Genomic DNA, 24,699 nt, shown 5'->3' on the forward strand with positions numbered 1-24,699 from the left:
CGGGCGGAGCACCTGTGCCCCGCCCGGCGTGCCGACGCGACGGCTCAGACCAGGGATTTGGCGATCGCGTTCTTGTGGATCTCGCTGGTGCCGGTGACGATGCGGAACATCCGCAGCGTGCGGAAGATCTGCTCCACCTCGTGGCCCCGGGTGAGCCCGGCCTTGCCGTGGATCTGTACGGCCTGGTCGGCGACGCGGAAGCAGGACTCCGCGGTGAGCAGCTTGCACATGTTCGCCTCGGCGGAGATGTTCTCGCCCTGGTCCGCGCGGGCCGCGGTGGTCATGACCGTGGCCCGCGCCGCGTAGAGGTCGGTGGCCATCTCGGCGAGCTTGTGCTGGATGGCCTGGAGCGCGAACAGCGGCTGTCCGAAGGCGACACGGGTCCTGGCGTGTTCCAGCGAGAGGTCCCAGGCGCGTCGGGCGGCGCCGATCAGGGAGGGGCAGTGCAGCAGCCGGTTGAGGGTGATGCGCCCGATGCCGATGCGCAGGCCCTGGCCGATCTCGCCGAGCAGGCTCTCGGCGGGGATCCGGCAGTTGTCGAAGAGCAGATCGCCCTCCATCTGCTGTCCGGACATGGGGACTTCGCCCGGCAGTACCTGGCAGCCGGGGCGGTCGAGATCGACGAGGAAGGCGCTGTAGGTCTCATCGGATCCGGCCATCCGGGCGACGACGATCGCGAAGTCGGCGAACGGTGCTGCGGAGCTGAACACCTTGCGGCCGTCGAGGACATAGCCGTCGCCGTCCGGGGTGGCGGTGGTGGTCATCCGGCGTACGTCCGAACCCGCGTCCTGCTCGGTGATCGAGAAGCAGCAGGCGAGTTCGCCCCGGACCACCGGCATGACGTAGCGCTCCAGTTGCTCGGGCGTGGCGTGGCGGGCGATGGCGCCGGCCCGCAGCGGGCCGCCCAGGTCACCGAGGACCGAGTGCGAAAGTGCGGCGCCCGAGGCGGTCAACTCTTCCTTGAGCGCGCAGAGTTCGACGAGCGTCAGACCTTGGCCGCCCAGTTCCGCCGGCAGGCTGACACCGTAGAAGCCGAGCTCCCGGCTGCGCCTCCAGACGTGTTCGAGGGTGGACCGGTCGAGCGCGGACTCCGGCGTGATGCCGTGAGCGCGCTCGTACGGGAGAAGTTCGTCGCGCAGATAGCCGCGCAGTCGTCCGACGAGCTCCCGCAGGCGAGGGCTGTCGTCGTAGGAGGGTTCGAGGGTGAAGGGCATGAGGTTCCGTTCGGTGGTGCGTGAGCGCCGGGGCGAGGCGGGGTGTGGTGCGAGTGGTGAGGGGCGCGTGATCGGGCGCGGGGCGTCGCTCAGTGGACGCGGCGTTCGGCGCCCGCCCAGTAGGGGGCGCGCAGTGCGCGGCGGTCGACCTTGCCGTTGGGGTTGTGCGGCAGTGCGGCGACGAAGTCGACCGAGCGCGGCTTCTTCATCCGGGCCAACCGCCGTGCACAGAACTCGACGAGCGTCTCCTCGTCGAGCCGCGCACCCGGCCGGGGTACCACGACCGCCTTGACGGCCTCGCCCCACTGCTCGTCCGGTACGCCGACGACGGCGGCCTCGAACACGTCCGGATGCTGATGGAGCGCGGCTTCCACCTCCACCGCGTAGATGTTGAAGCCGCCCGAGATGATCATGTCCTTCCTGCGGTCGACGATGAAGACGTACCCGTCGCTCCGGCGGCGTGCGAGGTCGCCCGTGCGGAACCATCCGTCGACGAACGTGTCGGCGGTCAGGCGTGGTTCGTCGAGGTAGCCGGGGACCACGTCCGGGCCGCGTACGGTGATCTCGCCGATCTCCCCGTCGGGCACCGGCCGGCCCCGGTCGTCGACGATGTCCACCTCCGCCTCGCCGGTCGGGCGTCCGCAGGACAGCAGCAGTTCCTCGTCCTGCCCCTCGATGCCGCGCCGATGGTCCTCGGTCGACAGGAACATCACCCCGGAGGTCGTCTCGCCGCAGCCGTAGCCCTGGGAGAGGACCGGGCCGAACAGGTCCCAGGCCTCGCGGATGCGGCGGGGGGACATCGGGGCGGCGCCGTAGATCAGCTGGCGCAGGCTGGAGACGTCGTGGTCGCGGGCGTTCGGCAGGGCGAGGACGGTGTTGACCATCGTGGGAACGAGGAAGGCGTGTGTCGCGCGCTCCCGTTCCACGGTGGCCAGGAAGGTCTCCGCGTCCCACCGCTCCAGCACGACCGCGCAGCCGCCGGCGAAGAAGATGCCCATCAGCGGCATGCCCGAGGCGTGGGTGATCGGTCCGGCGAGGATCTGCCGGTCACCCGGACCGACCCGGGTGTCGGGCCCCATGACCATCTTGCGCATCAGGGCCAGCCTGTTCCCGTACGTCTGGATCGCCGCCTTGAGCCGGCCGGTGGAGCCGGAGGTGAAGTGGAGCACGGCGCTGTCGTCGGCGGCGCAGTCCACGTCCACGGCCCCGGCGGGGGCGGTGCGCAGGACCTCCTCGTACCGCAGCACCGGGACGGCGGCCGGGGCCGGAGTCGGGGTCGGGGGCATGGCGGGTCGGCTGCGGCCCGTGCCGTCGGCGCTGTCGTCCGCTCCGGCCTCCGGCCGCCGGTCGAAGCAGATCACGGCCTCGACGCCGCTGCCCGGCATCGCTTCGGCGGCGGCCGCCAGATGGCCGGAGTCGACGAGGAGCACCCGGGCCGCCGACTCGCGCAGCAGGTGGGCCACCTCATCGGTGCCGAGCCGGGCGTTGATCGGTGCGCGCACCAATGCCGCCTTGTACAGGGCGACTTCGGCGACGACGAGTTCCGCTCGGTTGGCCGAGAGGGTCGCCACGCAGTCGCCCTTGCGAAGACCGAGCGCGCCCAGCGCGGTGGCGAGCCGGTCAGCGTCCTCGTCCAGGGCCGCGTACGTCAGCCGGGTGCGGCCGCAGACGACGGCTTCGGCTTCGGGGTGGTGGCGGCTCGTCCGCCGTACGTACCGTCCAAGGTTCATCGAGAACACTCCCTGACGCAGTTACTGAACATACTGTCTGTTAATGAATGATGTGTACGGCAACGTAGTGTGGGGTGTCCGCCAGGTCAACGCTTCGAAGGAACAGGAAATAATTCGGTCATGAGCCCCGCAGAAGACCGTCGTGTCCGCCGTACCCGCCACGCCCTGCGCTCGGCGCTCGTGGAACTCGTCCTGGCCAAGGGGTTCCACGCGCTCACCGTCGAGGAGATCGTCGAGCGGGCCGATGTGGCGCGGGCGACCTTCTACGCGCACTACCGCGACAAGGAGGACCTGCTCGTCGGGGTGGTCCGGGACCTCACCGCCGACCGGGACCGGCTGCTGCCGGCCGTGGAGCAGGCGCAGAGCCAGAGCTTCACCGGGCTGCCGGTGCTGTACATCTTCGAGCACGCGGAGCAGGAGAAGCCCCTCTACCAGGTGATTCTCCGGGGTGAGGGCGACGGGCGGGCGCTGCGCGAGTTCACCGAGATCATCTGCGAGCGGGTGGAACAGGTATTCCGGGGGCGCGCCGAACAGCTCGACGTGACGCCGCGGATGCCCTTCGACGTGATCGCCCGCGCCTGGACGGGGGAACTCGTCGGCGTCCTGACGTGGTGGGTGGAGGGCGACACCGGATACACCGCCCGCGAGATCACCGCCCATCTGCGGGACCTGTCCGTCTACGGCCGGGTCTGGGCCTCCGGGCTGGCCCCCTCGGACGCCCCCGGCGCGCTCGACGCACGCGCCTGACGCGGCACCTCGGCGGCCGGGAGGCCGGATGCCCCGGAGAAGCTTTACCAGACAGCATGTATGGTTCTGGCCCACTGACAGCGCATACGGAGAGTGGGCACAGTATGAGTTCGTACTCCTTGGCCGATCTGACCTGGGCGCGGGGCTTCACCGACCCGGCGTGGGTCCGGCTGCACATGACCTCCGCCCGGGAGATCCTGCCGACCCGGCGCGTGTGGCGCGGATCCGGTGCACCCACCGCCCTGCCGGTCGACCTGCGGCCCGACCTCGACAGCGTGCGGACGCCGACGCCGGACGGCCGCGAGCTCACCCTCACGGACGTTCTCGCCGGCGCACAGACCGACGCGCTGCTCGTCCTCCACCGGGGCCGGATCGTCCTGGAGCGCTATCTGCACGGGTGCGAGGCCCGCATACCGCACTTCAACGCCTCGGCCGCGAAGTCCTACCTCGGCCTCGCGGCGGCCGTCCTCGAACACCAGGGGCAGCTCGACCGTACGGCCCAGGTGTCCTCGTACGTGCCCGAACTGGCCAGAACCGCCTTCGGCGAGGCCCGGGTCGACCATCTGCTCCACATGGGCACCCTCATGAGCTACGCGGGCCGCCCCTTCGACAAGGCCCTCGAAGCCCAGCGCTACTTCGCCATCCTCGCCCCGCAGTTGCGCCCCTTCGGATACACCGGTCCGGCCACCGTCCGCGAGCACCTGGCCACCGCGCGGCCGACCGGTGAGCCCGGCACGGAGTTCCGCTACGAGAACGGGAACGTCGAGGCGCTCGCCGAGGTGCTGCGGCGGGTCACCGGGCTGACCACCTCCGCGCTTCTCGGCGAGCTCCTCTGGTCCGGGATCGGGGCGGAGGAGGACGCCTACTACGCCGTCGACGCGGAGGGGACCGAGGCCGCCAGCGGGGGCTTCAGCGCCACCGCCCGCGATGTCGCCAGGCTGGGCGAGATGCTGCGCCGCGGCGGAGCGGCCGGTGACCGGCAGGTGGTGCCGGAAGCGGTGGCGTCCACCATCGTGAGCAAGGTCCCGGAGTGCTGCCCCCGGAAGGTCCGCTTCCCCGTCGCTCCCGCCTCCGCGCCCGCCACCCTCTCGTACCACGACCTCTGGTGGATCCCGAACGATCCCCACGGCTCCTACATGGCGAGCGGCATCCATGGACAGCGCCTCTTCGTCTCCCCGGGGCTCGACCTCGTCGTCGTGCACTTCGGCGCACAGGTCATGTCGCCGTCGACCCCCCAAGTGCCCCTGATCCAGGCCTTCCTCGCCCTCGGCACCCACCTCGCCGAGCAGAGCTGATCCGTCTTCGCCGACAGTCCCTCCGCCCCTCCGCCTCCCGCCCTACGGTCAGCGCTTCCGGGGCCGGCCGCCGCCGCGCAGGCCCGACTTCGGAGCCGGGACGAGACGGAACGCCGTGTTGAGGACATGGTCGATCACATCGCGCGAGGGCTTGTCCGTGAGGTCGGTGAGCAGCCGGGCCAGCGCGTCGAGGAGGAACGGCGAGCCCATGACGTACCGGTTGAGCACCGGCTGGAAGCCCGAGCGGCTGAAGATCAGGTCGGCGGCCGTGTTGCCCAGGCGGTAGTAGCGGCCCCAGCGGCGGTTCATCTCCACCGGGTAGCCGAGCAGCAGCTGTTCGCGGCGGGGCCCCTGAGGGTGGGCCAGGGCGAGGGCGGCGCTCTCGGCGGCCACCTCGCCCGCCTCCATCGCCTGCGCGATGCCCTCGCCGTTCCAGGGGCTGACCATCCCGCCGGAGTCGCCGACCAGCAACAGCCCCCGGGCGTACAGCGGATGGCGGTTGAAACCGAGGGGCAGGGCCGCGCTGCGAACCGGGCCCTCGGCGTTCTCCTCGCGCAGCCCCCACTCCTCCGGGGTCCGGGCCAGCCACTGGTCCAGGGTCGCGCGCAGGTCCGCCTTGCCGTGCCGCCGGTGGGGAAGCGCCCCGAGCCCGACGTTGACCCGGCCGTCGCCCATCGGGAAGATCCAGCCGTAGCCGGGCAGGTACGGGCCCCTGTCGGGGAAGCGGAGATCGGCCCACAGCTCCAGGTACTCCTCCCGGGAGCGCTCCGGACTGCGGTAGTAGCGGCGGGCCGCGGTTGCGATCTGCCGCCGGGGGGCCCGCTCCAGGCCCAGCGCCAGGGCGAGACGGGCGGACGCCCCGTCGGCTGCGATGACGATCGGCGCGCGGAAGTCGACCGGCTCCGGGACGTCCGGGGAGTCCGAGGACGCGGCGACCCCGGTGACCCGGCCCGCCCGGTCCGTCAGCGGCCGCTCCGCCTTCCAGCCGCTGAACAGCCGCGCCCCGGCCGCCACGGCGTGCCGGGCCAGGATGTCGTCGAAGTCGTGCCGGCTGCGGGAGAGGCCGAAGTCCGGGTAGCGGCCCAGCGCGGGCCATTCGATGTGCACCCGGTGCTCCCCGGCCACCCAGCGCATACCGCGCGAACGCGTCCAGCCCGGTGTGGTGATGTCCACGCCCATCCGGATGAGCTGGTGCACCGCGCGCGGGGTGAGACCGTCGCCGCACACCTTCTCCCGGGGGAAGCGGGCCTTCTCCAGCAGGATCACGTCGACTCCGGCCCGCGCCAGGTGATACGCGGCCGACGAGCCCGCCGGGCCCGCCCCGACCACGATCACCTGGGCGTCCTCTCCCGTACGGGACACCTCCCGCGCGTCCGTCGTCGCCGGGTCCGGTGGCAGTTCCCGCATCACAACCCCTTCGTCCAACGGCTGTTGCCCCTGCCGGGGCGGCGGCCCCGGGCCACATCATCGATCAGGGCGGGGCCGGTACGGAACCGGGCGTCCGAATATCCCGAGGCGGAGGGGTGAACCGGCCGTCTACGCTCCGTCGGTGACCACCCCACCGGACGAACCGATCAGCGACGCCCTCGACCGCGCCGACGCCGGTCTGCTCGCCCGACGCCTCGACGCCCGCACCTGCCCGCCGGAGCTGCTCGCCCGGCTGGTCCGGCACCCCGCGGCCCGGATACGGCACCTGGGCCTCACCCTCCTCGTCGAACGCACCGACACTCCGGACATCGGAAACCGGAGAGGGGAGGCCGGAGGCGAGGACCGGGCCGGCCATCCGGCGCTGCCGGCCCGCCTGTTGCCCGGCTCTCCGGGTGAGTCGCCCGAGGAGTCCCTCCTGCTCGCGGAACTCCACGCCCGGCTCGTGACGCAGACGCCGCGCCACCGGCTGCCCGACTGGCGCGCCGCCGCGCTGCCCGCCCGGGTACGGATCGCCTGGCTGCGGACCGAACTCCTCGGCGACCCCGGCGGTCCTCCGCACGGAGCCGGCGGGCGAACCGCTCTACCGGGCCGTCCGCGCGTGCGACGCCGCCGACGCGCACCGCCCCGACCTGCTCGTGGCCGAACTCGTCGACAGCGGGGACCCGGTCCTACGGGCCGAGGCGCTGCGGACGGCCCGCGACGGGCTGCACGCCGGACTGCTCACACCGGCGTTCGTACGCGGCCGGCTGGTCCGGCTGCTCGACGCGCCCGAGCACGACATCGTGACCGGCGCGCTGCGCGAACTCGCCGAGACCAGGGCGGCGGCCACGGCTTCCGGAGTCTCGTCGCGTCCGGTGCGGGCGGACGATCTCGACCAGCCCCGGTCGGCCGCCCAGCGGGCCCGGCTGCTGGCCATGCTGGACGCCGAGCAGCCGGAGCGCCGCACCACCGCCGCGCGGGCCCTGCGCGACTGGCCCGAGCCGGAGGCCTCGGTCGCCGTGCTGCGCGCGTATCTGCGCGGCCGGGTCGACATACTCCCCGAAGCCGCCTCCCTGGACCTCCTCGCCCACGCCGAGGACGACCCCGAGGGTCACGCCGAGGACCAGCCCCACGGCCACCCCGCCCTGGCGGAGCTGACCGCCCGCGGCGTGTTGCCCGAGCGGGCGCTGCGCTGGGCGGCACGGCTGCCCGAGGACGACCTGCTCCCGCTCGTCCCGCTGATCGTCGGGTGGTGGGAACACGGTCCGCCCGCCGTCCACGAGGCGGCCCGCACCACGGTGCGCAGCGTTCCGGCCGATGCGCTCGCCCACCACCTGACGCCGCGCATCGAAGCGGGCGACCTCGGGCTGCTCGACCTGCTGACCGGTCTCCGTCTGCTCCGGACCCCCACGCTGACCAGGGCCGAGCGCCTTCTGCGTACCGAAGGCCGCGACGCCCTGGCCGATGCGCTCGTCCTCGTCGACGGCCCGTTGCGCGCGCCCGGGGCCGGACACGAGGACGTTGCCGCGCTCGACGCCCTGCGCACCCCGTCCCGGACCCCGGCCGCCCCGGCGGCCCCTCCGTCGCTGCCGGAACTGCTCGGCCTCGCCCGCACCGGAACGCCCGAGCAGACCCGCCGGGTGCTCACCCGGCTGGTGGAGGAGCACGCGCCGGAGCCCGGGGCCTGCCCGGACCCGGGGCTGCGCGCACTGGTCGAGGAGTTGCTGCGCCACCCGCGCGCCGGGGTGCGGCTGCACGCCCACCGGACCTCGCGCGCCCTGTTCGACCGGGACACCCACGCCCGGCTCACCGCGCTCCTGCTGTCCGATCCGCTGCCCGACGTGGTGCGCATGGCGGTCCGGACGCTCGGCCGCGCCTCCTGGGAGCCCGCGCTGCCGGACCTCGTCCGGCTCCTCGACCACGCGAAGCCGGTGGTCCGCAGGGCGGCCCGGGAGGCGCTCGTGCGCTTCGGCGGGGCGGCGGTTCCGGTGCTGCGCCGGGCCGAGGCCCACGCCCGGCCCGACCGGCGGTCGCTCTACACCGACGTGCTCGCCGAGATCCTCGGCCCGGGAACTCAGGGAGTGTCTCCTAGCGATCCCCGTGTTCCCGGGCCGCCGCCGCGGCGACCTGGTGCAGCGTCCGTCCCGTACGGGCGGAGCGGGCGTGGTACGGGTCGGGGGAGCCGGGCCTGCCGCGTACGGCGAGACGGTCGTTGGCCTTGATCAGCAGCCATGCCTCGTGGCCGCCGCTGTCCGGCTCGTCGCCCTTCTGGATGCGGGTGAGCGCGAACTCGCCGTGCAGCTTCGCCCCGTACAGCCAGAACGTCGCATGGCCGAGCTCCAGGGACTCGGCGAAGGGGACACGGTCGCCCTGCCCGTCGTGTCCGAGCGGCCGGTAGGTGCCCTGGTCCCAGACGATGACCGTGCCGCTGCCGGACTCGCCCCGGGGGATGACGCCTTCGAACTCGCGGTACTCCAGGGCGTGATCCTCCGTCGGCACGGCGAGCCGGCGGTCGCTGGGGTTCTCCGACGGCCCGCGGGGCACCGCCCAGGACTTGAGTACGCCGTCGACCTCCAGCCGGAAGTCGAAGTGCAGTCGGCGCGCGTCATGGATCTGCACGACGAAGTGGGGTCGTGGCAGGCCGTCGTTCTCCACGTCGTGCTCCCTTCGCCCGGGTCTCCGCTCCGCTCGCCTGTATCTCCACTCTGCGGCCGCACGGTGCGAACCGCACGATGTGCGGCTGTCTTCAGATGCATATGCCGGAGGCGCATGCCGTTCCTCCTCCGGTCTGGACCAGGTTATTGACGGCTCCTGCGGCACTCCCTTAAATCAAGAATTGAAATATGCGCCCGAGGTGATCGCCCCAACCGTTCACCTCTCGGCGTTCACCTGTCATGCACATGCCCCCCACGCGAAGTGATGTGATGACCGTGCACCCCACGCACTCCACGGCGCGCAGCGTCTCCCGGCGTCGCCGCGTCGCCCTCTACGCGGCCTCGCTGCTCTGCTGTTCCGCCATCCTGACCGCACTCCCCGGCGGAGCGTCCGCCGCACCCGCCGCCGGTTCCCCGGCGCCCGGCCCGGGGGCCCAGGCGGTCGTCTTCGAGGACCAGTTCGACGGACCGGCCGGTGCCGCCGTGGACGGCGGCAAGTGGCAGCTGGAGACCGGCGACAACGTCAACAACCACGAGCGGCAGTACTACACCCCGGGCAACGACAACGCCGCACTCGACGGCCAGGGCAACCTCGTGATCACCGCCCGGAAGGAGAACCCGGGCAACTACCAGTGCTGGTACGGGACCTGTGAGTACACCTCGTCCCGGCTCAACACCTCGGGCAAGTTCGCCGCCGCCTACGGCCATGTCGAGGCCCGCATCAAGATCCCGCGCGGCCAGGGCATCTGGCCCGCGTTCTGGATGCTGGGCGACGACTTCGGCAACGTCGGCTGGCCGGACAGCGGCGAGATCGACGTGATGGAGAACGTCGGCTTCGAGCCCGGAACCGTCCACGGCACCCTGCACGGCCCGGGATACTCCGGCTCCGGCGGCATCGGCGCCGCGTACACCCTGCCCAACGGCCAGGCGTTCGCCGACGACTTCCACACCTTCGCCGTGGACTGGGCGCCCGACTCCATCACCTGGTCCGTCGACGGCAACGTCTTCCAGCAGCGCACCCCCGCCGACCTGAACGGCAACCAGTGGGTGTTCAACAAGCCCTTCTTCCTCATCCTGAACCTCGCGGTCGGCGGCTACTGGCCCGGCGACCCCGACGGCTCCACCCAGTTCCCGCAGCAGATGGTCATCGACTACGTCCGCGTGACGACCGGCGACTGACCACCGGAACCAGCAGCCCCGGTGCCCGTCCCCGGCAGTCCGCGGACGGGCACCGGCTCATTCCGACAAGGACGGTGACCGCATGACCGAGGCTCCGCGACACCCACGGACCCCGCGAAGGCGGCTGGGACGCCGAGCGCTGCCCGCTCTGGCACTGGCCGCCACGGCCGCGTTCCTGACCCCGAGCAGCCCCGCCGGCGCGGCCGTCGCCGCGGTCGGACAGATCTCCGGCACCGGCGGCGGCGCCGACACCTGCTCCGGTGTCGGACAGCAGCCGTGGGACTTCACCCGGGTCCTCGCGGAGTACCGGGGCTGACCCCCGCCCGCCCCTCTCACCGGGCGGGCCCAGAGACGTGGACGGCGGCAGAGGTGCTCCTGCCGCCGTCCACCCCTTTCCACCCGAGTTTCCACCCGAGAACCTCCACGCAAGAAGCGGAATAGCATGATCCTCATGGAACAGCGCACACTCGGCAGGACCGGCCGTGACGTCTCGGTCGTCGGACAGGGCACCTGGCAGCTCGGGGGCGACTGGGGCGAGGTCGCGGAGGACGACGCCTTCGGGCTCCTCGACGCGGCCGTCGAATCCGGCGTCACCTTCTTCGACACCGCGGACGTGTACGGGGACGGCCGCAGCGAACAGCTCATCGGCCGCTATCTCAAGAACCGCCCCGACGCGGACGTCTTCGTCGCCACCAAGATGGGTCGCCGCGTCGACCAGGTGCCGGAGAACTACGTGCTGGACAACTTCCGTGCCTGGAACGACCGTTCCCGGGCCAACCTCGGCACCGACACGCTCGACCTCGTACAACTGCACTGCCCGCCCAGCGCCGTCTACTCCTCGGACGCCGTCTACGACGCCCTGGACACCCTGGTCGCCGAGCAGCGGATCGCCGCCTACGCGGTGAGCGTCGAGACCTGTGCCGAGGCCCTCACCGCCATCGCGCGCCCGGGCGTCGCAAGCGTACAGATCATCCTCAACCCGTTCCGACTCAAGCCGCTGGACGAGGTGCTCCCGGCGGCCGCCGCCGCGGGCGTCGGCATCATCGCCCGGGTCCCGCTCGCCTCCGGTCTGCTTTCGGGCAGGTACACCAAGGAGACGGTCTTCGGCCCCGACGACCACCGGACGTACAACCGGCACGGCGAGGCGTTCGACCAGGGCGAGACGTTCTCCGGCATCGATTACGCGACCGGCGTCGCCGCGGCCGCCGAGTTCGCCGAACTGGCCCCCGAGGGAGCCACCCCCGCGCAGACCGCGCTGCGCTGGATCATCCAGCAGCCGGGCGTAACCAGCGTGATCCCCGGCGCACGCTCGGTGGAACAGGCCCGCGCCAACGCGGCGGCGGCCGAGCTGCCGCCGCTGCCGCAGTCCACGCTGGACGCCGTACGGGAGCTGTACGACCGCTCCATCCGCGCGGAGGTCCACGACCGCTGGTGACCGTGACCGTGGGCGGGGGAGCGGTGGGCGGGACTCAGTCGTCCCGCTCGTCGTCCCCGTCCCTGTCCCCGTCGTCCCCGTCCTGCTGACCCCGGTTCCGGTCCTGGTTCTGCTGGTCCTGGCCCTGTTGGCCCTGCTGGCCGGGCCGACCTTGCTGCTCGGGCTGTTGTCCGCCGCCGTCACGGACGTCCTGCGAGGGGCCCGAGGACGGGCTCCGGTCCGGTGTGCCGGCGGAGCTGGAGTCCGGGGAGAACAGGATCATCCCCAGATACACCGCGGCCAGGAACGTCGCCGTCCCCGCGATGGCACTGGCCACCCTGGGCCGCCGCCGTATCGCCTCGCGGGTGCTGCGACGGCGGGCCGGAGCCGATCGGGTCGGCGCCTGCCGTCTTCGCCCGGTGGGCCCCGGGAGCCGGTACGTCGTCGGGCCGACCGGTGCGGGCGGCGCGGCGGGGGAGGGCTTCGGGGCCACGGGGGCGGACGCCCGGTGGGACGTGGGCGTCTGCATCGGGAGGGGCTCCGGCCGGCCGCGCCAGGCATCGGTGCGGAACCAGTCGGACACCTGCTGGGCGGTGGGCCGTTCCTCGGGTTTCTTGGCCAGCAGCCCGAGCAGATACGAGTCGAAGGCGGCGGAGATGTCCACGCCGCGCTGCCGCAGCGGGACCGGCGGGGTGTCGACGTGCTGATACAGCGTGGCGGTCGCGGTGTCGGACTTGAACGGCGGCTGCCCGAGCAGCAGTTGGTAGACGACGCAGCCCAGGGAATACATGTCGGACGCGGAGTCGGCGGTGCGTCCCAGCGCGCGCTCGGGGGCCAGGTAGAGGCTGGTGCCCACGATGTGACCGGCCGTCGTGAGCGCGGTCGACGGGTCGTCGACGAACTGGGCGATGCCGAAGTCGCCGATCTTCACCGAACCGTCCGCGTCCAGCATCAGGTTGCCCGGCTTGATGTCGCGGTGGACGATGCCCTGGCGGTGCGCGGCCGCCAGCCCGGCGGCCGCCTGGCCCGCGATCAGGGCGACCTGTTCGGGATGGACCCGCTCCTGGGCGGCCAGCAGATCTCCGAGGCTCTGCCCCTCGACCAGCTCCATCACCAGGAAGAACCGGTCCTCCCAGGCCCCGAAGTCGAACACGGCCACCAGATGCGGGTGGCTCAACCGGGCGGCGGTCTGGGCCTCCAGCCGGAAGCGGGCGGTCGACGAGGCGTCCGCCTGGTCGCCCAGCAGCAGCTTCACGGCCACGGCGCGTCCCAGCACCTCGTCCGTGGCGCGCCACACCTCGCCCATGCCGCCACGACCGATGGGGGATACCAATCGGTACCGACCAGCTACCAGCACCTGTGCACCTATCTCGAATTGTGGCCCGCTCCGGCTTGTCGGCCCCCCGGGGCCCCCGGGCTCCGGCGGAGTCCTGGGCGGTGCGGCGAACGACATGATCAGGATATCTGTCCGGCGGGGCCCGGATGCCCCGACGGCCCTTTCACCGGGCTCGGCTGACGGCCCGGCACCTCTCCCCGCCTGTCCCGACGCCGGGAATGCCCGCCGGACCCCGTCTCAGCCGAACAGCCGGTGGCACGCGGCCTCGGCGGTGAACGCGGACTGCCCGCCCGCGAACAGCAGATCGGCGGCCTTGAACGCCGGGTCGGACGCGGTCTCCGGCACATAGGGCACGGCGATGCACCGCATGCCCGCCGCGTGCGCGGCCGCCGCTCCGGCCGGGGCGTCCTCCAGCACCACACAGTCCGCCGGCGCCGCCCCCAGCCGCCGGGCCGCCTCCAGGAACACGTCCGGCTCGGGCTTGCCGTGCGCGACCTCGTCGGCGGAGACGTACAGCGGGATGCAGGCGTCGAGCCCGGTGACCGCGAGCACCGCCTCGATCGCGGCCCGGGAAGAACCGGAGGCCACCGCCATCGGCACCCCGGCCGCGTGCAGGCGCTCCACGAGCACCCGCATCTGCGGGAAGACCTCCGTCGACGCCCCGGCGAGCTCCAGATACAGGGCGTTCTTCCCGGCGAGCAGTTCCTCCAGCGGGGCCTCGATGCCGTACTCCGCGCGCAGGACCGTCAGCGTCTCCAGGGTGCTGATGCCGATGAACCGGGCGTGGACGTCCCAGTCGAAGTCCCGCACCCCGTACCGGGCGAGCAGCCGGCGCCCCGCCTCGTAGTAGTTCGGCTCACTGTCCACCAGCGTCCCGTCGAGATCGAAGATCACATGGAGGCCGGACGCGGTCACGGGGTGGGATGTCATGGCCCCAGCATGTCGTAGCCCGGACCGGCCGGGCAGCTCACCCCTGACCCGTCCCGGGACCCGGCCGGTCCCGGTCGCCCGCCGCGCGCCCCACGGACTCCACCAGCGGCAGCACCCGGTGCGCCACCCGCTCGCGCAGCGCCACGTCCGTCCGCGTCCTGACGACCCCCGGCAGCTGGATCAGCCGCTGGATCACGTCCTCCAGATGCCCGTTGTCCCGGGCGACCACGCGGGTCAGCAGATCGCCTCCGCCCGTCGTCGAGAACGCCTCGATGATCTCGGGCACGGCCGCCAGGGCGTCGCCCACCTCGACCAGATGCCCCTGGGTGACCTCCAGGTGGACGAAGGCGAGCACGGGATGGCCGAGCGCCGCGGGGGAGAGGGTCGGCCCGGTGCCGGTGATCACGCCGTCGCGTTCCAGCCGGTCGAGGCGGGCCTGCAGGGTGCCGCGGGCCACGCCGAGGATGCGCGCGTACTCCCGGACGCTGGTGCGCGGCCGCTCGATCAGCAGGCGCAGGATCCGGGTGTCGAGAGCGTCCACCGCCATGATCCGCAGATCTCCTTCCGAGCCGTCCGGTGCGGCTCCGACTGTACCCAGCGCGAGGGGGAGCCTCGCGGCGACGGCGCGTCACCCGTAGGGCGACAGCAGCCAGGTCATCAGCACCGCCGTCAGGGCGAACTGGATCACGGCGGCGCCCCGGAACCGGCCCCAGCACAGCGCCAGGCCCACGGCCACCAGCAGGCCTCCGCTCCCCACCACCTCCGCCACCGGAAGGGTGGGGTCCTCGCCGTTGTGCGCGGAGGCCCAGCCCTCCATGCCCACCACCAGCCAGGCGTAGCCGCCCACGAGAACGTCGAACGGGACGAGGGCCAGGAACACCAGGAGGTTCATCGCGCCGCTCCGCGGCTCGCGCTCCTCCCGGAGCCCGGTCGAGCGCATGTCCATGTTCGTGTCCATGTCGGCATCGTGCGCCGCACCCGCCCCCCGGGGATGAGTACGCGTACTCATCCCGTGCCCATCGCATGGATGGTCCGTTGGCACGCTGATGGTCGATCTCTCGGCCATTCCGCTGGTCCATTGGTACAGGGTATTCCCCTTGGTTTGATCCATGGGCCCGATGGGTGCTGCAATGGTGATGTCGATGGCGCTGCGGACTTCCGCGGCGCCTTTTTCATGCGAGTACCGCGGTGACGCGGAAGGGGTGGAAGCGTGCTGAAGAGGGTGTTCGTGGCGCCGGACCCGGGGCGGGTACGGCTGCGCTTCGCCGTCCGGGCCGTTCTCGGCATCGGTCTCGCGGTCGCGCTGTGCGGCCTCGCCGGGCTCTCGCTCGTCGCGGCCATCACCGGCGGCCTCGCGGCACTGCTCGCTCTCTTCACGGTGACCGATCCGACGGTGCGCGGGCAGGCGGTCACCACCGCCCTGCTCCCCGTCGTCGGTCTGCCCGTCCTCGCCGTCGCCGCCGTGCTGCACGACCAGCCGGTCGCCCGCGACCTGATCTTCCTCGCCGTGATGGGGGCGGGCGTGTACGCCCGGCGCTGGGGGCCGCGCGGGCACGCGCTGGGCGTCTTCGCGTTCATGACGTTCTTCGCCGCCCAGTTCCTGCACACCGTGCCCGGCCAGCTGCCCGAGCTGTACCTCGCCGTGGTCCTGTCCCTGTGCGCCTCGTCCGCCGTGCGCTTCGGCCTGTGGTGCTACGAGCGGCGACTGCCCGTCGTGGCCGTGCCCGCTCCCCCGGAGGGCCGGGGCCTGCTGCGCATCACCACCCGGCAGGCCGTCCAGGCCACCCTGGGCGGGGCCTTCGCGCTCGGCCTGGGGCAGGTCCTGTCCGATCAGCGGTGGTACTGGGCGGTGGGCGCCACCTGGTGGGTCTTCGTCAACACCACCTCGCGCGGCGAGACCCTCGTACGGGGATTCCGGCGGGTTCTGGGGACCGTGATCGGCATCGTCGCGGGCTTCGCCGTGGCCATCCCGCTCGACGGCGCAGGCGTCCCGACCGCCGCCATCGTCGCGGTCAGCGTTTTCGGCATCTTCTACACGGCGGCGGTGTCGTATAGCTGGATGATGTTTTGGGTGACGGTGATGGTCGGCGTGCTCTACGGCGTGCTCGGCGTCCTGGACGCCGCCCTGCTCTGGCTGCGCGTCGCGGAGACCGCCGTCGGCGCGCTCGGCGCGGTGCTCGCCGTGCTGCTGGTCCTCCCCGTCACCACCCACGCCATCACCGACGCGTGGATCCAGAAGGCGCTGCGCTGCGTCCACGCCTGCACGGCCGAGGCCGCCGACCGCCTCGCCGGCTCGACGCTCGCCGACCCCGGCCCCCGCGTCGCCGAACTGGAGGTGCTGCTCGGCCGGGTCCGGCTCTCGCTCGCGCCGCTGGTGCACCCTCTGAGCCCGCTGCCGGCCCGCAAGGCGCGCGCCCGGCAGGTGCTCGCGCTGCTGGACGACTGCGTACGCGAGGTACGGGGGCTGGCCTCCATCGCCGCCGATCCGGACGCCTCGCACGACGCGCGGCTGTCGGCCGCGTGCTCCCGCGTCGAGGCGGCCGTCGAGGCGCTCACCGCACCCGAAGGCTCCCGGGGCTTCCATCTGCCCGAGCTGCCCGTGGCCGCAGCGGACCCCGCGCTGGCTCATCTGCACGGCCTGGAGCGGGCCCTCGCCGCACTGGCGGCACCGCTCCAGGGCCGGGGCGGCCGGACACCCGCAGGGGCGCCCGAACCGGCCTGATCGCGCCCCCGGGGCTGCCGCGTCGATCACGGCCGGGACGCCGATTCCCGCCCGCCGCATTGGTCTGGACCGCAGAGGGCTGCCTGCTACCGTCGGCCGTGAAGATCGCGGCGACGGTGGAAGAGGGGTAGTGCGATGATCGGCAACAGCGCCGGGCGGGCATTCATAGGGTCGTTCACCTCGGCGGGCGGGCACGGAATCACCGCCGCCGCCGTGGACCGGGACACCGGCGCGCTGACCGTGCTCGGATCCACGGACGCCGTGCCCGACCCCTCGTTCCTCGCCGTCGGCCCCCGAACGGGCGGCACAGCCCTGTACGCGGTCGGTGAAAGCGCTCCCGGCGTCGCCGCCGCCTTCGCCCTCGACGGCGACGTACCAGCCCTCCTGGGCCCCGTACAGGCCGTCGACGCCGAATCGCCCACCCACCTCGCGCTCGCCGCGAACCACCTGGTCACGGCCAACTACGGCTCCGGCAGCGTCACCGCCCTGCCGATCCTCGCCGACGGATCGCTCGGGGCGGCGGCCTCGGTGCTCCGGCACGAGGGCAGCGGCCCGGACACCGGCCGCCAGGAGGCGCCGCACGCCCACCAGGTGCTCGCCGACCCCACCGGAAACTGGGTGGTCAGCGTGGACCTCGGCACCGACTCCGTACGCGTCTGCGCCCTGGACCCCGCCACCGGCGCCCTGCGACTGCACGGCGAGACCGCGCTGCGGCCGGGCACGGGCCCGCGCCATCTGGCCTTCCACCCCTCCGGCGCCCTCGCCTACGTTTTGGGCGAGCTGGAGCCGACCCTCACCGTGTGCCGCTGGGACGCGGCGGCGGGCCGCTTCGACGTGCTCGGCGAGACGTCGGTGCTGCCCGAGCACGAGGCGGCCGACGGCGCGGCGCGCACCTACCCGTCCGAAGTGGTCGTCGCGCACGACGGACGCTTCCTGTGGACCGCCAACCGGGGCCACGACAGCATCTCCGTGCTCACCCTCGACGAGAGCGGCGAGAAGCCGGCCCTGGTGGCCACCGTCGGCTGCGGCGGCCGTTGGCCGCGCGATCTCACCCTCGACCCGAGTGGGCAGTGGCTGTACGCGGCCAATGAGCACTCCGGGAACGTCAGCTGGTTCGCCGTGGACGCCGAGACGGGCGTCCCGCAGCACGCGGGCTCCATCGAGGTCCCCGCGGCCTCCTGCGTCGTTTTCTGCTGACTGCTGACTGCTGACTGCTGACTGCTGACCGCTGACCGCTGACCGGTCCCGGGCAGCGCAGCCGTCCGGTCAGCACAGCCGCCCCGGACAGCACCGCGGGCCCGGACCGAGGATTTCCTCCGGTCCGGGCCCGCGGTGCTGTCCGGCTTCCCGAGCCGCCGCCCGAGGGCGGCGGCACCCGGTCAGTGAGCCTGAGCGCCCTGGGCGCCCTGCGGCGTCGCCGGCGTGATGCCCAGCGTCGTGGCGTACAGGGACAGCACGAGCTTGCCGATCGCCGGGTAGGCGCCCAGCGGCTCGGCCGTCGCGCAGCCCGCCTCCTTCGCGGCGGCGTCCAGCAGACCGGGGTCGACCTCCGGGCCCACCAGGTACGGTGCCAGCGCCAGCTGCGCGGAGCCGGAGCCCTGCAGCTGCTCCGCGATCGAGGCGACCGAGCCCTCCACGTCCAGGGCGGCGGCCATCACCGGCACGGCGAGGCGGGCGGCCAGCAGCATGCCGGTGATCCCGGCGGCCTGCACGGCCTCCTCGCCGCCCACGGTGGCCAGCACGATGCCGTCGGCGGCGGTGGCGACGGTGAACAGCCTGGCGCGGTCGGCGCGCGCGAGACCGGCCTCCGACAGCCGTACGTGCAGGGCCTCGGCGAGCAGCGGGTGCGGGCCGAGCACATCGGTCAGCTCGGCCTGCGTACCGCTGTCCATCACGGCCTGCCGTATCCGCCGGATCAGCGCGCTGTCGGGACCCGCGAGCAGCGGGACCACGACGGCGGGCGGACCCGCGGGCTCGGCGACCTCACGGCCGGCGGCGACGGCCTGCTCGAAGCGCGCGACGCGCTCGGCGGCGGTGTGGGCGAGAACGGTGGCAAGGGTCGGGTACTCGGCATCGTCACCGTCGAGGTAGCCGATCCGGGCGTTGAGGCCGGGCAGCTCGGAACGGGCGATGCTGATCACCTCTTCGGCCAGGCTGCGCGTGGCCGAAGAGGGGGTACCGGGAACGGCGAGAACGAGCGCGGCAGCGCCCTCGGGTGCGACCACGGGCTCCGGGCGGCGGTGCCGTCCGGACTGGCGAGGTCGCGGCATTCGTACAGGCAGGCCGGAAGCGGGCCCAGTGGGGGTGCTCATGGCGCCGCATGCTACTGGTTTTGCCTGCCCCTCTGTTCGGGGAGGGTCCGGTCGAGCGTTAACTATCCGCTTATGTCCGATGAGTGATGTACCACCGGAGTGTCCCTGTCTGTCGGCCCGTTGATCCCCTCCGTCGGCCCTTCGTCCCCGCTCCGTCTCCCCTCCGTGCCCCTGCCGATCACCCGGTCCGGGGCTCGTCGCCCACGGCCGTTCCGGCCCGCTGCCCGGTCTCGTGCTCCACGGGCACGAACAGCATCGTCGGGTGGCGCGGCAGGCGCAGATCCCCGGCCGCCAGGGCTCGCGCGATCCGGAGTGCGCCGGTCAGCGGATCGCCCTCCGCCGAGGTCACCCGGGCCCCCGGCAGCAGGTGTGCCAGCTCCTCGCGCAGCGGCACGAGAAGAGGGTCGCCCATCCGGAACAGGCCGCCCGTCAGGGCCACTTCGCCGCCGTCGCCGGGCTCGCCGGCCGCGCCGTCCTGCCCGGCGGTCGTCGGGTGCGCGGCCGTCGGGCAGACGGCTGCCGCCGCCTCGGCGATATGTCCTGCGGCCGCCTGCAGAATGCCGGCCGCAACCGGATCCGCTCCGGCGCACGCCGCCACCTCCGGCGCGAACGAGGCCAGCACGGCCGGCCGGTCGGAGCGTGGATAGAGCAGCCCCGGCAGCGCCTCGGCCGGTCCGAACACGGCCCGCAGCCGGTCCAGCAGCGCGGGCGAACCGCCGCGCCGCCCGTCATGGGCCCGCATCGCCGCGTCCAGCCCGGCCCGGCCGATCCACGCACCGCCGCCACTGTCACCCAGAAGATGACCCCACCCGTCGGCCCTGTGCCACTCCGTCAGGTCCGTGCCGAGGGCGATCATGCCCGTGCCGCCCGCGACGACCGCCCCGGGGCGCTGTCCCACCGCGCCCGCGTAGGCCGTCACCGCGTCGGCTGCCAGCGCCAGCCGGCGCACCCCCAGCGCGTCCGCGAGCGCGCCGGGCAGCTCCGCCCGCAACCGCTCGCCCAGGGTGGCCATGCCGGCGGCCCCGATCGCCAGCGCCGCGACCTCACCCGTCGGGGCGTCGTCGGCGGCCGCGGAGGCTCCCGCCCGCTCCAGCAACTCCCGGGCGGCGGGCAGCAGCTGGTCCAGCAGATGCCCGGCGTCGATGCCGCCGGGCCCGGTCCGCACCGGCTCGGCGCAGACCGTCGTCGAGAGCGGCCCGGGCAGCCCCACCCGGCCGAGCGCCACCCGCAGCCCGGAGCCCCCGGAGTCGACCCCGAGGACATACGCGCCGGGCTCGGCCGGGCCTGTTCCGGTCGGGCCCGGCGACGCCGGGAGGTGCGTCACGGAAGCCGCCAGTCCACCGGCTGAGCCCCCTGGCGCTCCAGCAGTTCGTTGACGCGGCTGAACGGCCGCGAGCCGAAGAAGCCCCGGTCCGCGGACATGGGGGAGGGGTGCGAGGACTCGATCGCGGGGAAGTCGCCCAGCTGCGGGCGCAGATTGCGGGCGTCGCGCCCCCACAGCACCGACACCAGCGGAGTGCCCCGGGCCACCAGTGCCTTGATGGCCTGCTCGGTCACCTCTTCCCAGCCCTTGCCCCGGTGGGCGGCGGGCCGCCGGGGCGCGGTGGTCAGCGCCCTGTTGAGCAGCAGCACCCCCTGCCGGGTCCACGGTGTGAGGTCGCCGTTGGACGGCCTGGGCAGCCCCAGATCCGCCTGCAGCTCCCGGAAGATGTTCTCCAGACTGCCCGGCAGCGGCCGGACGTCGGGGGCCACCGCGAAGCTCAGCCCGATCGCGTGTCCCGGGGTGGGATACGGATCCTGACCGACGACGAGCACTCTCACCTCCTCGAACGGCTGCTGGAACGCCCGCAGTACATGAGCCCCGGAGGGCAGGTACGTGCGTCCCGCGGCGATCTCCGCGCGAAGGAAGTCGCCCATAGCGGCGATGCGGTCGGCGACGGGTTCGAGGGCGTCGGCCCACCCCGGCTCGATGATCTCTTTCAACGGTCGTGCTGCCACGGCCCGCACTCTACTGCTGATACGACCGCTCCGATCAACTGCCGTCAGCCGAGCGCCACCGCCCGCACGCACAGGACGTCCGGCAGATGCGAGGCGAGCCGCCGCCAGCTGTCCCCGTCGTCCGCGCTGGCGTACAACTCGCCGTTGCGGTTGCCGAAGTAGACCCCGGCGGGATCCGCGTCGTCGGTGCACAGCGCGTCGCGCAGCACCGTCCCGTAGTGCGCCCCGTCCGGCAGGCCCTCCGTGAGCGGCTCCCAGGTGCGCCCCGCGTCGGTCGTCCGGAACACTCGACAGCGGTGTTCCGCCGGGACCCGGTCGGCGTCGGCGTTGATCGGGAAGATGTACGCCGTGTCACCGCGGTGCGGGTGCGCGGCGGCGGCGAACCCGAAGTCGGAGGGCAGGCCCGCACCGATGTCGCTCCAGTGGTCGCCGGAGTCGTCGCTGCGGAACACGCCCCAGTGGTTCTGCAGATAGAGCCGGTCCGGGTCGGCCGCGTCCCGGGTGACCTTGTGGACGCACTGGCCGAACTCCGGGTCCGGATCGGGGAGGAAGACCGCGGAGACGCCCTTGTTCGACGGGGCCCAGCTCGCACCGCCGTCCTTCGTCCGGAACACGCCCGCCGTCGACACGGCGACGGTCACGGCCCCGGCGTCCCGGGGGTCGGTCAAAACGGTGTGGAGCCCCTCGCCACCGCCGCCCGGCACCCATCGCGAGCGGGTCGGGTGCTCCCAGAGCGGCCGGACCAGCTCGAACGACTCGCCCCGGTCCTCGGAACGGAACAGCGCGGCCGGCTCCGTGCCCGCGTAGACCACGTCCGGGGCCTCCGGGCCCGCCGGGTGCAGCTGCCAGACGCGCTCCAGCGAGGCTCCGGTGAACTTCGGGAACTTCACGGCGGGCTGTCGCGGCTCGACCCAGGTCTCGCCCAGATCGTCGGAGTGGAAGACGGACGGCCCCCAGTGCGCGCTGTCCCCGCCGACCAGGATTCTCGGGGTGTCCGTGCGGGTGTCCACGGCGACCGAGTAGATCGCCTGCGCGTTGAAGTGCGGGCCCGTGATCTCCCAGGTCCCGCCGCGTCTGCGGCCGATGAAGAGACCCTTGCGGGTGCCTGCGGTGAGCAGTACGTCGGTCATGGTTCTGGACCTTCCGATACGCCGTTGTGCCGGAACAGTGCCAGTGTGCACCCGGCCACTGACAGTGGCCCGCGCACACGCTCGCGGCCCCGGCTGAGTCGGCGGGGCCCGCCCGGCGCGGCCCGCCGGGCGCGTGCGGCGCCCTTGACCGGTGTCCGGCGGCGGGCCTAGCTTTCAGTGGCCGTAGAAAGCGCTTGCGGAAGGTCGCTGCGGGGCCGTGCCGCCGAAACTCAGGAGCCCCCGTGGTGACCTTCGAAGGACTGCCCGGCGCCGTCGCCGTCTCGCATCTGAGCGTCTACGACTGGCCCGCCGCCGACGGGCTGCGCGGGGGCACCCCGCATCTGCACCTGACCTGCTCGGAGGGGTACGTCGTGGTCGCCGGGAGCGGTTCCGTGCAGACCCTCACGGCCACCGGATTCCGGGAGACCCCGCTGACGCCCGGCGCGCTCGTGTGGTTCACCCCGGGCGCCATCCACCGCCTGGTCAACGAGGACGGGCTGCGCGTCATCGTGCTGATGCAGAACAGCGGGCTGCCCGAGGCCGGTGACGCGGTGCTCACCCTGCCGCCGCGCTGCCTCGCGGACCCGGACACCTATCGCGCGGCGGCGGCGCTGCCCGTGGACGCCGAGGAGGCCGTGCAGGAGCGGGCGGCGCGGGCCCGGCGCGACCTCGCGGTGGAGGGGTTCCTCGCCCTGTGCGAGGCCGTGGAGGGCGGCGATCCGGAGCCGCTGGCCGCGTTCCACCGCGCCGCCGCCGCGCTCGTCCGCCCCCGTACGCCCGAGTGGCGCACCCGCTGGGAGAAGGGGGCCGCCGCGGCCGCCGCCGCCACCGCCGGCCAGCTCGACGCGCTGGACCGGGGCGAGGCCGGGCACCTCGCCGACGCCCGTGTCCACGCCGAACGACCGTCCGAGCATGGCAGGTTCGGCATGTGCGGCCGCCTGGACGTCTACCGGACCTGAGCCGGCCCTGCCCGGTGGACCCGGTCGGCGGCGAGGCCCGCCCGCGTGGGCGCGCAGCCCGGGTCCGACGCCGACGAGGACCGGCGTCCCACCCCGCCGCCAAGAGCTGACATGCTGGCGGGGGCCGGGCAGCGGCCGGACGGGAACCCGGGTACGGCCCCGGGAACGGCAGGGGACACCGAGGAGACGACGATGGGCAGCGGGATCACGGACGCCGACGGCCGCCCGGTGCCGGTCACGGTCACCGCGGGCGAGCCCGCGCCGGCCACGGTCGCCGAGAGCGCGGCCGACCCGCTCACGGAAACCGCGAGCGGGACCGACCCGGCTCCGCGCGTCGGCATCCGGCTCTCGCCCCCGGCAGGCGAGCTCGTCTGGTCCTGCACCCCCGAGGCGGCCCGGGAACTGGCCGCCGTACTCCTCCGGGCGGCCGAGGAGACCGAGAACGCCCCGGGCGAGCGGCCCGTCACGGTCGAGGCGGTCGAACTGCGCCGCGGCGACGTACGCGACGGCGACCGGGCCATGACCGTGGAGAGCTCCCGCGCCGACGGCTCCACGGTCCACGTCACCTGGAAGTCCGGGGCCGGCCGCAGCTGGACCCAGGCGTACGCCGCGGATACCGCCATCACCCTCAAGCGGCGTCTTCCCGGCGGCCGTTGACGTACGGGCGCGGCGGCATCGGGGCCGGCGGCAGCGCGGCGGCACCGGGCCGGGTCACGCGTCGGTAGGGTGGTCCGTGATGTTCACCGAACAGGGCCCCGAGCAGGGCCCCACCGTGCGCGAACTGGCCGTCCAGGCGCTCTCCTCGATCGAGCGCGGATACGACCTCCTCGCCCCGAAGTTCGACCGGACGCCCTACCGCACACCTGACCGCGTGCTCGACGCCGTCACCCGGACGGTGCGTGAGCTCGGCCCCTTCGACACCGGACTCGACGTCTGCTGCGGCACCGGGGCGGGCGTGGGCGTGCTCCGGCGGCTGTGCCGGGAACGGGTGGTCGGGGTCGACTTCAGCGCGGGCATGCTCGCCGAGGCCCGGGCCGCCTTCCCGCCCGGGAGCGAGGCGTCGCCGGACGGCGAGGGGCCGGCGGGCAGCGGGGAACCGGCGGACGACGAGGGACCGGCGGGCAGCAGAAGGTCGCCCGGCAGCGAAGGACCGGCGATCGACTGGGTGCGGGCCGACGCCCGCTCCCTGCCCTTCGCGCCGGCCTTCGAACTCGCCCTGAGCTTCGGCGCGTTCGGCCACTTCCTGCCCGCCGAGCGCCTCGGCCTCTTCGCCGAGGTGTACGGATCCCTCCGGCCGGGCGGACAGTTCGTCTTCCCGATCGGCGCACCGCCCCCGGTGGGATCGCGCGCCTACTGGTCGCTGCTGGGCTTCGACGCGGCGATGCGGGTGCGCAACGCCCTGTGGCGGCCGACGTTCGTCATGTACTACCGCACGTTCCGGCTCGGCGACGTGCTGGCGGACCTGACCCGGGCCGGATTCGTCGTACGGCTGCTGCCACTGACCGAACTGGGCCTGCGCCCGGACGGCAGCCCCCGCGCCCGACTGGTGGTGGCGACCCGGGAGTGATGGCGCGGGGCGCCGCACGGCGGCCGGGAGCGAGAGCGCGGGGTGCCACACGGCGGTCGGGAGCGAGAGCGCGGGGGCCTCTCAGTCATCGGGAGCGAAGGCGCG

General features: G+C 73.4%; 22 protein-coding genes and 1 pseudogene. 11 read left to right on the forward strand and 12 right to left on the reverse strand.

The genetic code is table 11. From position 1 onward, the window contains the following. Positions 1-44: 44 nt before the first annotated feature. Entirely contained in the window at positions 45-1,214 is a 1,170-nt protein-coding gene (locus G3I54_RS32350) for an acyl-CoA dehydrogenase (RefSeq protein ID WP_164619944.1), read from the reverse strand. 89 nt (positions 1,215-1,303) lie between these two features. Then, positions 1,304-2,944, reverse strand: coding sequence for a long-chain fatty acid--CoA ligase (locus G3I54_RS32355; protein WP_164619946.1), 1,641 nt, complete (start codon positions 2,942-2,944; stop codon positions 1,304-1,306). Between the two features lie 120 nt (positions 2,945-3,064). Here G3I54_RS32355 and G3I54_RS32360 point away from each other — a divergent pair, with 120 nt between their 5' ends. Together G3I54_RS32360 and G3I54_RS32365 are read left to right on the forward strand one after the other, a co-directional pair. Continuing rightward, positions 3,065-3,691: a TetR/AcrR family transcriptional regulator gene (locus tag G3I54_RS32360; protein WP_164619948.1), complete on the forward strand. Its 627-nt coding sequence runs from the start codon at positions 3,065-3,067 to the stop codon at positions 3,689-3,691. 104 nt (positions 3,692-3,795) lie between these two features. Then, on the forward strand, positions 3,796-4,986 hold the full coding sequence (locus G3I54_RS32365) for a serine hydrolase (RefSeq protein WP_164619951.1): 1,191 nt from the start codon (positions 3,796-3,798) through the stop codon (positions 4,984-4,986). A gap of 48 nt (positions 4,987-5,034) precedes the next feature. Here the strand turns inward: G3I54_RS32365 and G3I54_RS32370 are convergent, their stop codons facing one another. Then, positions 5,035-6,393 (reverse strand): geranylgeranyl reductase family protein, encoded by a 1,359-nt coding sequence (locus tag G3I54_RS32370; RefSeq protein WP_164619953.1) that lies wholly within the window; start codon positions 6,391-6,393, stop codon positions 5,035-5,037. A 1,850-nt stretch (positions 6,394-8,243) separates the two neighbouring features. Here G3I54_RS32370 and G3I54_RS39845 point away from each other — a divergent pair. Then, a pseudogene (locus tag G3I54_RS39845) lies at positions 8,244-8,366 on the forward strand (hypothetical protein); the annotation flags it as partial. A 115-nt stretch (positions 8,367-8,481) separates the two neighbouring features. On the opposite strand, the gene G3I54_RS32380 reads toward G3I54_RS39845, so the two are convergent. Then, positions 8,482-9,048, reverse strand: coding sequence for a DNA polymerase ligase N-terminal domain-containing protein (locus G3I54_RS32380; RefSeq protein ID WP_164619956.1), 567 nt, complete (start codon positions 9,046-9,048; stop codon positions 8,482-8,484). Positions 9,049-9,317: 269 nt separating this feature from the next. Here G3I54_RS32380 and G3I54_RS32385 point away from each other — a divergent pair, with 269 nt between their 5' ends. The 3 genes from G3I54_RS32385 (at position 9,318) to G3I54_RS32395 (ending at position 11,661) form a co-directional block, all read left to right on the forward strand. Beyond that, on the forward strand, positions 9,318-10,226 hold the full coding sequence (locus G3I54_RS32385) for a glycoside hydrolase family 16 protein (RefSeq protein WP_164619958.1): 909 nt from the start codon (positions 9,318-9,320) through the stop codon (positions 10,224-10,226). Positions 10,227-10,308: 82 nt separating this feature from the next. Further along, positions 10,309-10,542 (forward strand): hypothetical protein, encoded by a 234-nt coding sequence (locus G3I54_RS32390; RefSeq protein WP_164619960.1) that lies wholly within the window; start codon positions 10,309-10,311, stop codon positions 10,540-10,542. A gap of 126 nt (positions 10,543-10,668) precedes the next feature. Next, entirely contained in the window at positions 10,669-11,661 is a 993-nt protein-coding gene (locus G3I54_RS32395) for an aldo/keto reductase (RefSeq protein WP_164619962.1), read from the forward strand. 34 nt (positions 11,662-11,695) lie between these two features. Here G3I54_RS32395 and G3I54_RS32400 read toward each other — a convergent pair whose 3' ends face one another. The 4 genes from G3I54_RS32400 to G3I54_RS32415 all read right to left on the reverse strand — a co-directional run bounded on the left by G3I54_RS32400 (position 11,696) and on the right by G3I54_RS32415 (position 14,864). Further along, positions 11,696-12,997 carry a serine/threonine-protein kinase gene (locus G3I54_RS32400; RefSeq protein WP_343240485.1) on the reverse strand — a complete coding sequence of 434 codons (1,302 nt, stop codon included), beginning with the start codon at positions 12,995-12,997 and terminating at the stop codon, positions 11,696-11,698. A gap of 216 nt (positions 12,998-13,213) precedes the next feature. Next, positions 13,214-13,906 (reverse strand): HAD family phosphatase, encoded by a 693-nt coding sequence (locus G3I54_RS32405; RefSeq protein WP_164619966.1) that lies wholly within the window; start codon positions 13,904-13,906, stop codon positions 13,214-13,216. A gap of 37 nt (positions 13,907-13,943) precedes the next feature. Then, the gene (locus G3I54_RS32410) at positions 13,944-14,453 is read right to left on the reverse strand and encodes an Lrp/AsnC family transcriptional regulator (protein ID WP_164619968.1); all 510 of its coding nucleotides are present in this window, start codon (positions 14,451-14,453) and stop codon (positions 13,944-13,946) included. An 81-nt stretch (positions 14,454-14,534) separates the two neighbouring features. Further along, positions 14,535-14,864, reverse strand: a complete 330-nt coding sequence (locus tag G3I54_RS32415) for a hypothetical protein (RefSeq protein WP_164619970.1) — start codon at positions 14,862-14,864, stop codon at positions 14,535-14,537. A 252-nt stretch (positions 14,865-15,116) separates the two neighbouring features. On the opposite strand from G3I54_RS32415, the gene G3I54_RS32420 reads away from it, so the two are divergent. Both G3I54_RS32420 and G3I54_RS32425 read left to right on the forward strand, forming a co-directional pair. Then, the gene (locus tag G3I54_RS32420) at positions 15,117-16,628 is read left to right on the forward strand and encodes an FUSC family protein (protein ID WP_164619971.1); all 1,512 of its coding nucleotides are present in this window, start codon (positions 15,117-15,119) and stop codon (positions 16,626-16,628) included. A gap of 135 nt (positions 16,629-16,763) precedes the next feature. Beyond that, entirely contained in the window at positions 16,764-17,825 is a 1,062-nt protein-coding gene (locus G3I54_RS32425) for a lactonase family protein (RefSeq protein WP_164619973.1), read from the forward strand. A gap of 182 nt (positions 17,826-18,007) precedes the next feature. Here G3I54_RS32425 and G3I54_RS32430 read toward each other — a convergent pair whose 3' ends face one another. The 4 genes from G3I54_RS32430 to G3I54_RS32445 form a co-directional block, all read right to left on the reverse strand. Then, a complete protein-coding gene (locus tag G3I54_RS32430) occupies positions 18,008-18,940 on the reverse strand; it encodes a hypothetical protein (RefSeq protein ID WP_164619975.1) in 933 nt (310 codons plus the stop codon). Positions 18,941-19,118: 178 nt separating this feature from the next. Then, positions 19,119-20,264 carry a BadF/BadG/BcrA/BcrD ATPase family protein gene (locus G3I54_RS32435; protein WP_164619977.1) on the reverse strand — a complete coding sequence of 382 codons (1,146 nt, stop codon included), beginning with the start codon at positions 20,262-20,264 and terminating at the stop codon, positions 19,119-19,121. Beyond that, positions 20,261-20,938 (reverse strand): uracil-DNA glycosylase, encoded by a 678-nt coding sequence (locus G3I54_RS32440; RefSeq protein WP_164619979.1) that lies wholly within the window; start codon positions 20,936-20,938, stop codon positions 20,261-20,263. Before G3I54_RS32440 ends, G3I54_RS32435 begins: the two co-directional genes overlap by 4 nt. A 44-nt stretch (positions 20,939-20,982) precedes the next feature. Then, positions 20,983-22,068 carry an exo-alpha-sialidase gene (locus tag G3I54_RS32445; protein ID WP_164619981.1) on the reverse strand — a complete coding sequence of 362 codons (1,086 nt, stop codon included), beginning with the start codon at positions 22,066-22,068 and terminating at the stop codon, positions 20,983-20,985. Between the two features lie 242 nt (positions 22,069-22,310). On the opposite strand from G3I54_RS32445, the gene G3I54_RS32450 reads away from it, so the two are divergent. The 3 genes from G3I54_RS32450 to G3I54_RS32460 all read left to right on the forward strand — a co-directional run bounded on the left by G3I54_RS32450 (position 22,311) and on the right by G3I54_RS32460 (position 24,594). Next, positions 22,311-23,027 (forward strand): cupin, encoded by a 717-nt coding sequence (locus tag G3I54_RS32450; RefSeq protein WP_164619983.1) that lies wholly within the window; start codon positions 22,311-22,313, stop codon positions 23,025-23,027. 192 nt (positions 23,028-23,219) lie between these two features. Next, positions 23,220-23,684 (forward strand): hypothetical protein, encoded by a 465-nt coding sequence (locus tag G3I54_RS32455; RefSeq protein ID WP_164620022.1) that lies wholly within the window; start codon positions 23,220-23,222, stop codon positions 23,682-23,684. 79 nt (positions 23,685-23,763) lie between these two features. After that, positions 23,764-24,594 carry a class I SAM-dependent methyltransferase gene (locus G3I54_RS32460; RefSeq protein WP_164619985.1) on the forward strand — a complete coding sequence of 277 codons (831 nt, stop codon included), beginning with the start codon at positions 23,764-23,766 and terminating at the stop codon, positions 24,592-24,594. Positions 24,595-24,699 lie beyond the last annotated feature (105 nt).

This window comes from Streptomyces sp. SID14515, from assembly GCF_010548505.1.
Taxonomy (GTDB): Bacteria; Actinomycetota; Actinomycetes; order Streptomycetales; family Streptomycetaceae; genus Streptomyces; species Streptomyces caviscabies.